The organism is Mesorhizobium australicum WSM2073 (assembly GCF_000230995.2).
Lineage (GTDB): Bacteria > Pseudomonadota > Alphaproteobacteria > Rhizobiales > Rhizobiaceae > Mesorhizobium > Mesorhizobium australicum.
On the sequence record NC_019973.1, the window covers coordinates 2,276,451 to 2,290,994 of the forward strand.

At 63.6% G+C, this 14,544-nt stretch carries 13 protein-coding genes; 2 read left to right on the forward strand and 11 right to left on the reverse strand.

Annotation, left to right across the window (positions count from 1 at the left end):
* Positions 1-53 precede the first annotated feature (53 nt).
* Positions 54-350, reverse strand: a complete 297-nt coding sequence (locus tag MESAU_RS31095) for a hypothetical protein (RefSeq protein WP_157163628.1) — start codon at positions 348-350, stop codon at positions 54-56.
* Positions 351-563: 213 nt separating this feature from the next.
* Between MESAU_RS31095 and MESAU_RS10960 the strand changes: the two genes are divergently transcribed.
* Positions 564-2,198: a tetratricopeptide repeat-containing sulfotransferase family protein gene (locus MESAU_RS10960; RefSeq protein WP_015316113.1), complete on the forward strand. Its 1,635-nt coding sequence runs from the start codon at positions 564-566 to the stop codon at positions 2,196-2,198.
* A 46-nt stretch (positions 2,199-2,244) separates the two neighbouring features.
* Here MESAU_RS10960 and MESAU_RS10965 read toward each other — a convergent pair whose 3' ends face one another.
* Together MESAU_RS10965 and MESAU_RS10970 are read right to left on the reverse strand one after the other, a co-directional pair.
* Positions 2,245-2,598, reverse strand: a complete 354-nt coding sequence (locus MESAU_RS10965; protein ID WP_015316114.1) for a DUF1428 domain-containing protein — start codon at positions 2,596-2,598, stop codon at positions 2,245-2,247.
* Between the two features lie 98 nt (positions 2,599-2,696).
* Complete coding sequence (locus MESAU_RS10970; RefSeq protein ID WP_015316115.1) at positions 2,697-3,113, reverse strand: VOC family protein; 417 nt, start codon at positions 3,111-3,113, stop codon at positions 2,697-2,699.
* 221 nt (positions 3,114-3,334) lie between these two features.
* On the opposite strand from MESAU_RS10970, the gene MESAU_RS10975 reads away from it, so the two are divergent.
* The gene (locus tag MESAU_RS10975) at positions 3,335-3,949 is read left to right on the forward strand and encodes a glutathione S-transferase (RefSeq protein ID WP_015316116.1); all 615 of its coding nucleotides are present in this window, start codon (positions 3,335-3,337) and stop codon (positions 3,947-3,949) included.
* 28 nt (positions 3,950-3,977) lie between these two features.
* Here MESAU_RS10975 and MESAU_RS31470 read toward each other — a convergent pair whose 3' ends face one another.
* The 8 genes from MESAU_RS31470 to MESAU_RS11015 all read right to left on the reverse strand — a co-directional run bounded on the left by MESAU_RS31470 (position 3,978) and on the right by MESAU_RS11015 (position 14,427).
* Positions 3,978-4,235 (reverse strand): hypothetical protein, encoded by a 258-nt coding sequence (locus MESAU_RS31470; protein WP_015316117.1) that lies wholly within the window; start codon positions 4,233-4,235, stop codon positions 3,978-3,980.
* A gap of 32 nt (positions 4,236-4,267) precedes the next feature.
* Positions 4,268-4,576 carry a HigA family addiction module antitoxin gene (locus tag MESAU_RS10985; RefSeq protein WP_015316118.1) on the reverse strand — a complete coding sequence of 103 codons (309 nt, stop codon included), beginning with the start codon at positions 4,574-4,576 and terminating at the stop codon, positions 4,268-4,270.
* A 27-nt stretch (positions 4,577-4,603) separates the two neighbouring features.
* Entirely contained in the window at positions 4,604-4,882 is a 279-nt protein-coding gene (locus MESAU_RS10990) for a type II toxin-antitoxin system RelE/ParE family toxin (RefSeq protein WP_015316119.1), read from the reverse strand.
* A 79-nt stretch (positions 4,883-4,961) separates the two neighbouring features.
* Complete coding sequence (locus tag MESAU_RS10995; RefSeq protein WP_015316120.1) at positions 4,962-6,488, reverse strand: ABC-F family ATP-binding cassette domain-containing protein; 1,527 nt, start codon at positions 6,486-6,488, stop codon at positions 4,962-4,964.
* A 244-nt stretch (positions 6,489-6,732) separates the two neighbouring features.
* Positions 6,733-7,638, reverse strand: a complete 906-nt coding sequence (locus MESAU_RS11000; RefSeq protein ID WP_015316121.1) for a DMT family transporter — start codon at positions 7,636-7,638, stop codon at positions 6,733-6,735.
* A gap of 131 nt (positions 7,639-7,769) precedes the next feature.
* The gene (gene uvrB, locus MESAU_RS11005; protein WP_015316122.1) at positions 7,770-10,934 is read right to left on the reverse strand and encodes an excinuclease ABC subunit UvrB; all 3,165 of its coding nucleotides are present in this window, start codon (positions 10,932-10,934) and stop codon (positions 7,770-7,772) included.
* Positions 10,935-11,051: 117 nt separating this feature from the next.
* Positions 11,052-12,650, reverse strand: coding sequence for a DUF2778 domain-containing protein (locus tag MESAU_RS11010; RefSeq protein ID WP_041163690.1), 1,599 nt, complete (start codon positions 12,648-12,650; stop codon positions 11,052-11,054).
* A gap of 520 nt (positions 12,651-13,170) precedes the next feature.
* Complete coding sequence (locus MESAU_RS11015; protein WP_015316124.1) at positions 13,171-14,427, reverse strand: hypothetical protein; 1,257 nt, start codon at positions 14,425-14,427, stop codon at positions 13,171-13,173.
* Positions 14,428-14,544 lie beyond the last annotated feature (117 nt).

The following is a 14,544-nucleotide window of genomic DNA, read 5'->3' on the forward strand; positions in this document are numbered from 1 at the left end:
ATTCCTTGCTTCGATTTGAAAAATAGACGGATATTAATTTTAGAATAAATCTGCTATGGCTGCGGATATCTTCGAAAATTTCTTGGAGACGTTCCGAGTTTTTCCTCGGCGCTTATGTTTTTATTTTTCAAAGGGGATAAAGCCATGGATTCAATCAGAACTTCGAAAGGGAAGAGCATGGCGATCAATCCGATCGTCAGGTCAATCGCCACGTACCCCATTGGCGCTGCCGGAAAGCCGATGGCCGTCCAGTCGGCGCGGCTGACCATCAGAAGGGACGAGGCGGCAAGGCGAACGATCTCCGATACCGATGGAACTGTGAGGCGGGCCAGGCAGGTTGCAGAGACCAATCGCCTGATTTGATCGCTTTCGCCGCGACGTGAGGCGCAGAATCAAGCAAAGCCTTGAACCTGTAACGCCGATGGCCTAGATCGCGGCAGGCGCACGAACACGGTAGGTGTCCCATCAACAGAGATCAGAGAAGAGCGGCGGGTGCGGGGACCAAGCCTGGCGCGGCCAAGTCTGGCGGGGGAGGACAGCCGCCGCTGGGCCTCGACCAGTATGTGCAGCAGGCATTGCAACTGCACCAGGCCGGGCGCCGGCAGGAGGCCGAGGCGATCTACCGCCAGGTGCTGACGCGTCAGCCCAAACACGCGGCCGCGGCGCATTTCCTGGGGTTGCTGCTGCACCAGACGGGGCGCAGCGAAGAAGGCATGGATTTCCTCGAACAGTCGGTTCAGCTGCAGCCGACCAATCCCGACTTCCTCAACAATCTCGGCACGGTGATGCGCGATCTGGGCCGTGTCGCGGCGGCGATCGATTTCTTCCGCGGCGCGGTGGACCTGCGGCCGGAGCAGCTCGCGGCGCGCGACAATCTCGGCTCGTCGCTTAAGCAGATCGGCCGGTTCGACGAGGCCGAGGACATCTATCGCGGCACGGTGCAGCGCAATCCATTCCACGTGCGCGCCCGTATCGGGCTTGCCGAAACCCTGCAGGAAGCCGGACGCCTCGACGAGGCGCTGGCTGTCTTCCAGGAGGCACTGACCATCCGGCCTAGGGATGCCGACCTGCTGCACGGACTGGGCGTCGGGCTGATGGAAAAGGGCAAGCTCGACGAGGCGACCGGCCTGTTCCGGCAGGCGGTGGCGATCCAGCCCGGCATGGCCCGCGCGTGGCTGATGCTGACGCAGGTCAAGCGCCAGAAGGAGCGCGATGCCGAAATGGCTGGCATGGAGGCGCAGCACGCCAAGGCGCCTCAGGACAGCCTGGCACGCATGCAGCTGTCGTTTGGCCTCGGCAAGGCCAATGACGATCTCAAGGATTATGGCAGGGCCTTCGACTATTTCGCCGAGGGCAATGCCATCCGCCGCAAGGGCATCGACTACGACCCGGTGAAGACGCGCGCCGAATTCGAGGCAATGAAGACGGTGTTCGATGCCGGTTTCTTCGAAAAGCACAGACCGAGCCCGATTGCCGACGACGCGCCGATCTTCGTCGTCGGCATGCCGCGTTCGGGTACGACGCTGGTCGAACAGATCATCGCCAGTCACCCCCAGGTCTATGGCGCGGGTGAGCTCAGCATCCTGAAGACGGCGGTCGGCAAGCAGTTCCCGTCGAACATGCCGGGCGGCTTCCCCTGGGGCGTGGCCGACACGGACGATAGGGATTTCGCCGAGGCGGGGCAGGCCTATCTGGACATGCTGCATGCCCGATATCCGCATATGCGCCACGTCACCGACAAGATGCCGGGCAACTTCCTGCTTGTCGGCTTCATCCACATGATGCTGCCGAAGGCCAGGATCATCCATTGCGCCCGCGATGCGGCGGCGACATGCCTGTCGATCTACAAGGTGCATTTCCGCGGCGACAGCCACCGCTATGGCTATGAGCTCGGTGAGCTCGCCGATTTCCACAATCTCTACACCGACATCATGGCGCATTGGCACAAGGTGCTGCCCGGCGTCGTGCACGATGTGCGCTACGAGGATTTCGTCGCCGACCAGGATGGGCAGAGCCGGGCGCTGATCGACTATCTCGGCCTGCCATGGGACGATGCCGTGCTGTCGTTCCACGAGACCGACAGGCCGGTGCGCACGGCGTCGGCCGCGCAGGTGCGCCAGCCCATGTACCAGGGCTCGGTCGATCTGTGGAAGCGCTATGGCGACAGGCTGAAACCACTGCTGGATAAGCTCGGATAGGCCGATAGCGCGGTAAGGCCGGCCTGCGAACGGCGGTCGAGCCGTCTCAAAGTTCCATGAAGGGCTGGAAGCCGCCGAAGATCATGCGCTTGCCGTCGAACGGCATCGTGGCCATATCGCGCTGCAGACGAGGGTCGGCCATCACCTTGGCCATCACCGCATCGCGATCCTGCCTGGATTTGTATACGGCCCAGGAGAAAACGACGATCTCATCATCCTTGGCCTGAACGGCACGCGGAAACGAGGTGATTTCGCCATAGGGCACGTCGTCGCCGATGCATTCGACATAGGCGAGCGCGCCATGTTCCATCCATATGGGGCCTGCGAGGTCGGCGAGCTTTTTATAGTCATCGAGATTTGCCTTCGGCACGGCAAGCACGAAGCCATCGACATAGGACATGGTGGTCTCCTCTTTGCTGAATTCGAACGCCGGGTCGGCGGGAATACACCCGGCGCGATTGGGCGCATCCCCTCGGCGAGGGGCGCGCTCGCTAAAGCCTATTCCGTCGGTGCGTTCATTGCCCATGCGACGCCGAAGGGATCCTTCACCTGGCCCCAGCGGTCGCCCCAGAACATCACCTGCAGCGGCGTGACGGCCTCGCAGCCGGCGTCGACGGCGCGCTTCCACCAAGCGTCGATATCATCCTTGCCGAGATGGAGCTGCAGCGTATAGCCCTGTGCCGCCTGGTGCGGATGGCCGTGTTCCGGATAGGCGTCGCCTAGCATCAGTGTCGAGCCGTTGATATAGAGATGGATATGCATGGTGCGGCCTTTTTCGTCCGCCGGGTAGGCAAAGACTTCCTCGGCCCCGAAAGCCTTCTTGTAGAACTCGGCCGCCTTGATGGCACCGTCGACCTGAAGATAGGGGGTCAATCCGCCAAGCACTTTTGGCCGGGGTCGGGTCTGGTCGGTCATTGCATGTTCCTCTTCACGTTTGTTTGGTCTTGCGCACCACAGGACGGATGAGACGACGGCAATCCTACAGGACGCCGAAAATTTTTGGCCGGGCGACAACCGATGGGTTGGGAAGGCGTGCAACGAACTTGCGTCGGCGGCTTCCAATCAGAGCGCAATTCTCTCGGCTCCCAAGCTAAAAGAGTTGGATTGCGCGCCGCCTACTCAGCCCGGAGACGACAATGATCCTCTATTATCAGACCCACTCACCTTTCGCGCGCAAGGCGCTGGTCTTCGCGCATGAGGCAGGCGTCGCCGATCAGCTCCAGGTCATTCATCACGAAACCAGCCCGACCTTGCACAACGCCAGTGTCCACGCCGAAAACCCGCTAGGCCAAGTGCCGGTGCTGCTGCGTCCGGGTGCGCCGGCGATCTTCGATTCCGACGTCATCTGCGCCTATCTCGATACGTTGCATGATGACCGGAAGTTGCTGCCGCAGGTCGGCGAGGCACGCTGGCAGGCGTTGCGGCTGCAATCGGCCGCCCAAGGCCTTGCGCAGACGGGCATCGCCTTGCGCTGGGAGACGGAAAGGAGACCCGAACAGCTGCGCTATGATGCTCTTGCCGAAGGATATCGGCAGAAGATCGAGGCGACCTACGACTGGGCCGAGGGCGCCCTTGACGACGAGGCGCCGCTCCATGTTGGACATATTGCGCTAGCCACCACGCTGTCCTGGATGGCGTTCCGTCATCTTCCGTCGTTTGGTTCGCGGGCGCGGCTGACGCGCTGGTTCGAGGCTTTCGAAAGGCGTGCGTCGATGCGTGCGACGCCGCTTTCGGGCGATACACATGATTGATTCGCGCTCGCCTGAGAGGCGGCGAGCGTCAACGGTTGTTCCGCGTGTCGAGGATTTCCGGAAAGCCGATATCCTTGCGCAGCGCGGCAGGCAGCGACAGCAGGATGCGTTCGCTGCGGTGACGGGCGCGCGCCGCGGCATACCGGGTTGCGATGCGGCCGATGGATGACAGGACGGACATGACGAATTCTCCCTGGTTTGGCGCCGGCATCATCGTGTCGGCATCCCAAGGACGGGGCCGCAACGGGCGATCCGACAGATTGCCCGGAAAATTTTTTGTCAGCATTTACATCTCGTTCAGGCGTCGCCGAGGAGAGCCTATGCGACCTTGAGCGTGGGAATAGCCGAAACATCGACCTCACGCTCGGCGTGCCAGGCATCGAAAGCCGCCTGCATCCGAAGCCAGATCGCGGCGCCGTCGCCGAACAGCTTCCCAAGGCGAGCGGCCACCGCCGGCGAAACCGGCTTCCTTTCGCGGATAATGTCATAGAGCTGCTGCCGGGATATCCCGAGCAGATTTGCAATTTCCACCTTGGTCTTTCCAGTTGCCGGGATAATGTCCTCAAGCAGCGCTCCCGGGTGGGAGGGGCAACGCTCGATCGGACGCGTCGGCTCGTGCACGGTCATACGTCGAACTTCTCCAATCTGGCCGCCTCAGTGATATTGCTCGAAATCGACGCGGGCGGCGTCGTTACCGTCGAATTCAAATGTAATGCACCACGGACCATTGACGTGGACCGTGTAGCGGATGGGATCGAGGCCTTTCAGCGAATGGAAGTCGAAGCCGGGAAGGTTCATCTCCTCCGGCTTTTCCGATGCTTCCAGGCGGTCAAGCCGAACAAGGATGCGCTTGTGCATCTTGGCATCGATCTTGCCGGTTTTTCCGGTTTGAAAAAGGTCGGACAGCGCCTTGTTCTTGAACGATTTGATCATGACATATGTAAACAGATCGCTTACACAAATCAAGAACCCTGTAAGCAAATAATTTACAGGCATGCCGATCTCCCGCCGCTCAGCCGGTTCCCTCAGCCACCTCGCGGAAGAAGCTCTCCGGATCCTCGACTTCGGTCAGCTTCCGCTTCTCGATCAGCCAGAAGCGGTTGCCGATGGCGCGGATGAAGGAGCGGTCGTGCGAGGCGAGCAGACAGCTTGCCTGGTGCTTCAGCAACTCTTCCTCCAGCGCTTCCTGGCCGTCTATGTCGAGATGGTTGGTGGGCTCGTCGAGCAGATAGAAATTGGGATTGGCGAGCCTGAGCGCCAGCATCATCAGCCGTGCCTTCTGGCCGCCCGACAGAACACCGATCTTTTTCTCCTGCATCTCGATGACCACGCCGGCGCCGGCAAGCAGCGAGCGGGCGCGCTGTTCGCCGACATCGTAACGGCGCGAGACCATCGCCAGCGGCGTGTCGTCGCCGCTGATGCCCGACAGCGCCTGGTCGCTGTAGCCGAGCACGGTGGACGGCGTCACCTTCACATTCCGCACCGTGTCCGGCTCGAGGATGGCGTTGCGGATCATGGTGACGAAGCGCGACTTGCCGACGCCGTTGCGGCCGAGCAGCACGATGCGGTCGCCCTGGCAGATGTGGCGCTTGCCGGTCCTGAACAGCAGCGTGCCGTCGGGCGTTTCGACCGCCACGTCGTCAAGCGTGATCAGCACCTTGGCGTGGGTGCCGCGATTGGCGAGTTTGATCGCGCCCGCCGATTTCTCGCGATGAGCCGGATTGGCGGCCTCTTCCAATTTTTCCGCGCGCTGGTTGAGTTGCTTGGTCTTGACCGTCAGCAGGTCGCTGCCGGAATTGATGCCGATATTGTTGAGCTTGGCCGCCTGCCGGCGCAATTGCTGCGCCACCTTCATGTCGCGCTGGAACTTTCGTTCGGTCGACGCGTCAACCTCGTCCAGCGCCTCCCTGGCGCGGGAATAGGGGAGGGAGAACACCGGCGACTGTTCCGGGCGCAGGAACAGCGTCCGGTTGGTGGTGGCGTCTAGGAAGGCGCGGTCATGGCTGGCGATGATGACGGGCACCTCGCGCGGCAGCGCGTTGAGCCAGGTTTCCAATTGGCTGATGCGGGCAAGGTCGAGATGGTTGGTCGGCTCGTCGAGCAAAAGCATGTCGGGATCGGTGACCCAGACGCGGGCGATCAGCGCCAGCCGCTGCCAGCCGCCGCTCAGTGCCTGCATTTCTCGCCCGCGCATCGGCTCGGGCACGTCAAGCGAATCGAGAACCACATCGACGCGCCACATCTCGCTGTCGGCCTGTTCGGGCGGTAACGCCTCAGCCACAACCTCGTAAAAAGTGCGGCCAAGCAGGGCAGGGGCAACGGACTGCTCGACATGGCCGACACGCAGACCGCGCGTGCGGCTGATGTCGCCTGTCGTCGGTTCCAGTTCGCCGGTCAGGCATTTGAGCAAGGTCGACTTGCCGCGGCCGTTGGCGGCGACGATGCCGAGCCGGTCGCCGTTGCCGATGCTGAGGTCGAGATTGGAAAAGAGCGGCGCACTCATGGTGACGCCGAGGGATTTGAAGCTGATCAGGGCCATTTTGATTTCTCTGGTCTTGCCGGAATGCCGGCTCATGCACTTTGACGGTGCGCGTGCCGGCCATCAGGCCAGGCGTTGCACACCACGAAGGGCAGACCAAAAATCGAAGCGGGAAAACCCGGACCGTCCCTGGTCAGCCCTGCAAGCTGGCTCGCAGGGCGGAAATCGGGCCACGCTGACGATGGTGACGATAGAACGTAAACACGTGAGCCCTCCTTTCGAGACGTTCAAGTGTGACGACTGGCTACATCAAAGGCGAGGCTGATGGCAAGGCCGCCGCTTTCAAGCGGCGCGGGAAGGGGTCCAGCACCAGTATGCAGCCGCCGATGATTGCCACCGCGCCGAAGCCCTGGATCAGGGTCAGCGACTCGCCGAGCACAATCGTTCCAGCCAGCACCGCGATCGTGGTCACGGCGAATTCGACGCTGATGGTCCTGGTGGCTCCGATGCTGGCCACCAGCCGGAAATACACGACATAGGTCAATGCGCTCATCACGCAGGCCAGTATGGCCAGGTAGAGGAAGTCGACAGGGCGCGGCATGGCCGGCACCGGCACGGCGAGCAGCAGCGGCAGCGTCATCAGGCCGCCGAACAGGAAGGCGGCGCTGGTGAGTTCCAGCGAGCCGGCCGAGCGCAAATGGCGATTGGCGTAGTTGCTGCCGAATGCCGCCGAGAAGGAACTGAACAGCGAGGCGGCACAGCCGATCGCAAAGGATGCGGTGACCGGAACGGCGGGGAAACCGACCAGGACGATGATGCCGGCAGCGCCGAGCAGCAGTCCGGCCAGGCCGCGAACAGCGATGCGCTCAAGCCCCCAGAGCTGGCCGATGATCATCGAGAACAGCGGGATGGCGGCAACCAGGATGGCCGCCATCGCCGTGCCGATGCGCGGCGTGGCATAGGACAGGCCGATCAGCTGCGCCGCCACCGTCGTCGCGCCGACCATGGCGAAATGCCGCCAGCCGGCGCTGAAATCCAGCCGTCGCCGCGTCGCGGCGGCAAGCAGAAAGAGCGTGATGCCGGCGATCAGCGCGCGCAAGGTGACCGCGCCGACCCAGCCAAAGGCATGTACCACCTTGAGCAGCACCAGGAACGACAGTCCCCAGGTGACAGCCAGGAAGACGTAGGCGGCGATGTCTCTGGGTTTCATGGGGGAGTTGGCTGATGGTTTTCGGAGCGGAAGAGCAGAATTGAAAGGCCCGTATAGGTTCGTCCCACGACTGGCAAGGCGGCAAGAAAAGCTGATCTATATTGGAGGGACAGCGGGGGCGCGAAGAATTGCTACCGTCCGGGCCTGCCTGTCTTGCCCGGCCGGCGCTTTTCGCGGCGGGCGTCGCCTTGGTCCTTGTAGGAGCCGATGCCGGAGCGTTGACGGACGATAGGCTTGTCGGCATCGCCGCGATCCTTCGCGCCCCTCTCTGTCCTGCCGGACATCTCCTCCACGGGGGAGATTGGCTGTGGCTTCGCCGGCACTTTTCCTTCTACCGGTTTTTCGGTGCGGCGCACCGTCATCTCGTCGAGCGAGTTCTTCTTGAACAGCGGCTTGGTCGCATCGCCGGGGATGCCGAAGTCGGAGCCATGCGCTTCTTCCGCCGACTGCTTCTTGAACAGCGACCGCGACACCGCGCCTGACGGCGTCGGCATGTCGGTGCCAGGCCCCATGTCGTCCAGTGACGGCTTGGCGAACAGTGGCTTCTTCACCGGCACGGCGCCGTCGGCGCCCATCTCGTCGAGATCGGGCTTGCGGAAGAGGTTCGGCCTGGCGGCCTTGGCTGCCTCTTCGGCGGCGCGTGCCTGATCGAGCTTGCGGAACCGTTCCTGTTCCTCCAATGTCCGATGCTTGGCCACGCCCTTGTTGTGCTTGCCCTTTTCGCGGCCAGAGGCCGGACTTTGGCCTTCCACCTCGCGCGCCAGCGGATCGTCGGAGATCGACAATTCCATCTCGTGCAGCCGCTTGATCTCGTCGCGGATGCGGGCCGCCTTTTCGAAGTCGAGATTGGCGGCGGCGTCGCGCATCTGCTTGTCCAGCGCGTCGAGATGGGCCTTGAAATTGTTGCCCATCATGGCGCCGGCGCTGTCGGTGAACTGCGAGATGTCGGCGCGAACATGGTCCTTCTCGTAGACCGAGTCCAGAATATCGGAGATGCGCGACTTGACCGATTCCGGCGTGATGCCGTTGGCGGTGTTCCACTCCATCTGCTTCTCGCGGCGCCGGTTGGTCTCGGCCATCGCCCGCTCCATCGAACCGGTGACTTGGTCCGCGTAGAGGATGACCTTGCCGTCGACATTGCGGGCGGCACGGCCGATGGTCTGGATCAGCGAGGTTTCCGAACGCAGGAAACCTTCCTTGTCAGCGTCGAGAATGGCGACGAAGCCGCATTCGGGAATATCGAGGCCTTCGCGCAAAAGGTTGATGCCGACCAGCACGTCGAAGGCGCCGAGGCGCAGGTCGCGCAGGATCTCGATGCGCTCCAGCGTGTCGATGTCGGAGTGCATGTAACGCACGCGCACGCCCTGCTCGTGCAGGTATTCGGTCAGGTCCTCCGCCATGCGCTTAGTCAGCACGGTGACCAGCGTGCGGTAGCCGGCCTTGGTCGTCTCGCGGATCTCGCCGACGACGTCGTCGACCTGGGTCTTGGCCGGACGCACCTCGACCGGCGGATCGATGAGGCCGGTCGGTCGGATGACCTGCTCGGCGAACACGCCGCCGGACTGCTCCATCTCCCAGCCGCCGGGCGTTGCCGAGACAGCGACCGAAAGCGGGCGCATAGCGTCCCATTCCTCGAAGCGCAGCGGCCGGTTGTCCATGCAGGAAGGCAGGCGGAAGCCGTATTCGGCAAGCGTCGCCTTGCGCCTGAAGTCGCCGCGATACATGCCGCCGATCTGCGGCACGGTGACGTGGCTCTCGTCGATGAAGACCAGCGCATTGTCTGGAATGTACTCGAACAGCGTCGGCGGCGGATCGCCCGGCTGGCGGCCGGTGAGGTAGCGCGAATAGTTCTCGATGCCGGCGCAGGAGCCGGTGGCTTCCAGCATTTCGAGGTCGAAGCGGCAGCGCTGCTCCAGCCGCTGCGCCTCGAGCAGGCGGCCGGCGCGCTCGAGTTCCACCAGCCGGTGCTTGAGCTCTTCCTTGATCGACTTGATCGCCTGGTTGAGCGTCGGGCGCGGCGTCACGTAGTGCGAGTTGGCGTAGATCTTGACGCTCTTCAACTCGCCGGTCTTCTGGCCGGTCAGCGGGTCGAACTCGGTGATCGCCTCGATCTCGTCGCCGAACATCGAGATGCGCCAGGCGCGGTCCTCAAGGTGGGCCGGGAAGATCTCGATCGTGTCGCCGCGCACGCGGAACGAGCCGCGCACGAAATTGATGTCCTGGCGCTTGTACTGCTGGGCAACGAGGTCGGCGAGCAGAGCGCGCTGGTCGAGCCGGTCGCCGATCTGCATCTGGAAGGTCATCGCCGTGTAGGTCTCGACCGAACCGATACCGTAGATGCAGGATACGGAGGCGACGATGATGACGTCGTCGCGCTCGAGCAGCGAACGCGTCGCCGAATGGCGCATGCGGTCGATCTGCTCGTTGATCGAGGATTCCTTCTCGATGAAGGTGTCGGTGCGCGGAACATAGGCTTCCGGCTGGTAATAATCGTAATAGGAGACGAAATACTCCACCGCGTTGTCGGGGAAGAATTTCTTGAACTCGGAATAGAGCTGCGCGGCCAGCGTCTTGTTGGGCGCCAGGATCAGAGCGGGGCGCTGCGTCTCCTCGATCACCTTGGCCATGGTGAAGGTTTTTCCGGAGCCGGTGACGCCGAGCAGCACCTGGGTGCGGTCGTTGTTGTCGACGCCCTCGACCAGATCCTTGATGGCGGTCGGCTGGTCGCCGGCGGGCTCGAAATCCGACACCATCTTGATGGCGATGCCGCCTTCGGATTTTTCCGGCCGGGCAGGGCGGTGCGGCGTCCACAGCACGCCGTCCTTGTGCAGCGGATTGCCGGATTCGATTAGCGCCGAGAGCGCGGCCACCGTGGCGGTGACGCCACTGGACGACATCGTCTCGGCTTCTTCCAGCGAGATGTCGAGCCCGGCGACCGGATTGAGGCCGGCCGCCGTGCGTTCGCGGGCCGACGCGGCGCCGCCCATCGAGGTGCCGCGCGCGGTGCGGCCCGGCGCGGCGGAGCGCTCGGGTATTTTCTTCGGCGGCTTGGCGCCGCCGCCTTTGCCCGCGGCGCTTCCTTCCCGTTCAGCCTCCTGCTCGATCTGCTCGGCCCAATCGGCGATCGAGCCGGTCAGCGGCGTGCCCGACAATTCGGCCTGCGGCATCTCGGCGAAGCCGCCTTTGTGCAGCGGTTCCGAGGCGTCGAGGAAATCGGTCAGCGGGCTGCGCCGCTTCGGCGCGGCGCGGTCCTCATTCGCCGTCGGCGGCGTTCTTTTATCGGGGGATTTGGCCATGTCCCGAATATGGGATTTCTCGGCCAAAATGGAAAGAGCGCGATGAGGACGGGCCGGCGGTCGCGTCAGGCTCCTGACAGAAGGCTGTCAGGAGGTGGCGGACGGTTTCGCCTTATCTCAAGCGCCGCTTCCGTTCGACGCGACCCGGGTCGCCGATCCGTTCAGGCGATCCACCACGACGAGGCGGGTGACCTTGCCCTTCTTGAAGGCGGCGAGGAAGCGGGAATAGTCCCTGAAGACGACGCAGCCATTGGATTCGGCGCGACCGCCCCGCAGCATGTAGGTATGCGCGAGCAGGCCGTTGCGGTTGTATTTGTTGCCGCCGCTCGTCGGGGTCAGGCGGATCGCCTCGACGCCGTGGAAGCGGGATTCGCGCAGCGACAGATTGTAGGTGTTGGGCGGCGTCGGGCCACGGTCCTTGACGTGGACATAGCGCGGCTGGTCGACCATTGCGCCGAGGCCGGAATGCGCCTCGAGCCGCTGGCCGTCGGGCATGTAGACGGTCTTGGCACTGATGTCGTAGACGGCGACGCCATGGCCGGCGCCGCTTCCGGCGCTCGGGCCGTTGAACAGGTTCCTGAACGCCTGGCCGAGGCCGCCCGAAGGCGTGTCCGGCTTGGCATAGGCCAGCACGTCGCCACCATCACGGGTCCGGCCTTGCCGGGCCGGCTGCCTGGCTTGCTGGACGGGCTTCGGCTGGGGCGCCGGCTTCTGCTCCAAGGTCCTGGGCTGTGCGGCCGGCTTGTCCTCTTCCACGATCCGGGGTTGCCGCGGCGCGTCATATTGCGGGCGGCGGGTCGGCAGCGGCACGTCGTCGGTGAGCGCATCCGGCAGCGAAGCGGCGTCGCCCGGCTGTTCCTGCTGGGTCTCGACAGGCGCCACCGCGACATCGGCGGAGGATTCGGTCATCGGCAGCGGCGAGGCGAAAGCTTCGTCCTCGACCGGCATCGACTCGACCAGGGCAAGCGCCAGCTGCGCGTTGTCGGGCGTTTCCGACTGGGCAAAGCCCATCGGCGCCGGCGCGGTCTGCACGACGGAACCCGTTTCGGCGCGGGCGAAGCGTTCCGCCGCCGGAGCCGGCATGTCGTTGGACAGGCTGGCCATGACCTGGACGGACGGCACGAGGGACGCCTCGGTGATCCGTGGAGTGGCGCTGGAAATCACTGGATGGGTGCTGGCCGCGGTCGCAGGCTTTCCCGCGCCGGCGAAGGCAGCGGCGAGCTTTGTCGGCGACAGCGACGCTTCCATCAGTTCGAAGCGCTGCTGCGATTTCGACTTCGCCGGCGTTGGCTTGGCCTGCGCCACCAGGCGCCCGGATTTCTCCGCCTTGGAGGTTATCGCGGCCAGCTTGAAGCAACTGGCACCGCACTGTACGGCATGGTCGTGCAGCGCCTGCGCGCCGCCATGCGCATTGGCTGTCATGAAGGGCGCCGAAGAGCTGAGGAAATGCTGCTTCAGCGGATCGGCGAGAGCGAGCGTGCCCGGCATGGACAGCGTCTGCGGCAGGCCGACCGACGTGACCGAAAGCGAGGCACCGACAGAGCTAAGGCCGGCCATGGTGCCGATCAGCCATAGGCCGACGGCGGCGCTGACGCCCGGCACCGCAATCCAGCGGACAACCCGTTCAGGGGTGAAGGATGAGGCACGTGGCGCTTCGAAGGCGGTCTCGCCGCTGCAACGCCTGTCCCCGACAATTTTACGACTCAACAACGCCATGCAACCAATCTTGCTCCAATCGGCTCCCACGTCCGCGGCTGTGATAGCCGCGACGACCATTCTGTGAGTGATCCCAGGTGGTCCCCGACGCGTTTGCCGCGCCTGTCGTTAGTTGCCGATTGCTTCAAAATATGGACAAAGTTGGTTAACCAATCCCTCTCAAAACCAATCGAGAGACGTGGACTTTGTGCCGAAAAAGGCTCGTCCACGACCATGCACGCGGTATTGCAGCCCTTCCAAGGCTTTTTTGCTGCCTGTTTTTGCCGGGCGAGTCAAGCGAAACAGCCTTCGCTAATCCTCGCAAAAGGCGATTCGGCGCTTCCGGGACAGTGAGGCACGCCAAATGCCTGTCGGCCGGGCGCCCCAACGCCGGTTCTTATTGTCGACGGCTCCATGACGGCAGGGCACCATTGATGTCGGTGCAGGCGGCCGCCATGAGCACCGTCGCCAGGGAGCTATTTCTAGGCGCTGTCCGTGATTCTCTACTTTGGATTAGTCGAAGTTCGGCTGTCCGCGCCGCTCAGTTGAACCACAGTGCGAACGTCAAAAACCCGCCACCTGCAAACTCGCGCTGAATCTGGTCGAAATCCTCGGTGGTCAGGATCTTGCCGCTCTCCAGATAAGGCGCGATGCCGGGACCGGTGATCGAGAGTACGAGGTCGAAGGGTTTAGGCTCGTCGAAGAAGCGCTTCATGTTGATGCCTTTGCCGGTGATGCGGAAGTGCGGCAGCAGCGCGCGGCCTTCGAGCAGGTCCTCGGCCATCGTCAGGGTCGCGAGCCAGGCCTGCACCTGCTCCTCGCCGACTTCGAGGCCGGTGAGCGGGTTCTCGCCCTTTTGCTGCGGGCCGGGCAGCCATTCGCGGTCATTGTCGGTCTCGGCGCGGATCGCCTTCCAGTCCTCGCGCGACAGCCGGATCATTTCGAGCAGCTCCTGGCGCGCCGCCTTGCGGCGTTCCGGTTCGACAACCGGCCAGTTGACGAGATGCACCATCGAGATGAAGTCGGCGATGCGCCATTCCGAGGAGAAGATGCTCGAGCCCATCTCGCTTGGCGGCGGCACGAGGATGTCCTGCAACGGCAGCTTGGCGCGCGGAAACAGCATGTGGAACGAGCCGTCGAACGTGCCCTTGAAATCATGCGCCAGCCAGAAATCGGCCTGCGCCATCAGGAATTCGGCATAGCCTTGCAGCCAATAGCCGTCGGCGCGGTCGAAGCGGAAGGTGAGCGCAGGGGCTGTATCGCCCTGGGAGATGCCGCCGCGCGACAGCGCCGCCATGATCGCCGCCATGCTTTCATCCGGTGCGATGGTGCCGTCCTCGTTGAGGTCGATGCCGACATGGGTGAGGTCGATGACCATGCCGATATCGGCATCGGCCGGCACCGAACCAAGCGTGGTGGCGGACTTTGCCAGCCGGTCACGGAAGGCCACCAGTATGGCGCGGAACTCTTCGTAGGTCAGCGGCTCGGGATTGGGGTTCGCCGGTACCGGCAGCCGCATCAGCGGCAGCATGAAGGATTGCGGGCTCTCGAACCCATGGCGATGCAGGCCGCTGGCCAGCAGTTCCAGCGCGGTGAAGAACTCGCCGGCGCCGGCGGCATAGGCTGACGCTGGATCTTTCGGCGCGGCCGCTTCCAGTGTCGACAGCGCGCCGTCGCGCGCGGCCACGGTCCTTGCCTCGAACAAAGCTGTTGCCGCTTCGGGCATGGCCGCCGATGCGGACGACAGCGGCACGAGCACAATGAAAGCCGATGCCAGCAGGCTTGCTATTCGTGTCATCTTTTCCCTCCCATTTGTCGCGGCGACCATACACAGATTTACGACGCCGCGCCTGTCGATGCCGGCACGCTGTCCACATCGTTGCATGAATGTCGCCGGGCACGCTTCAACCGGTCC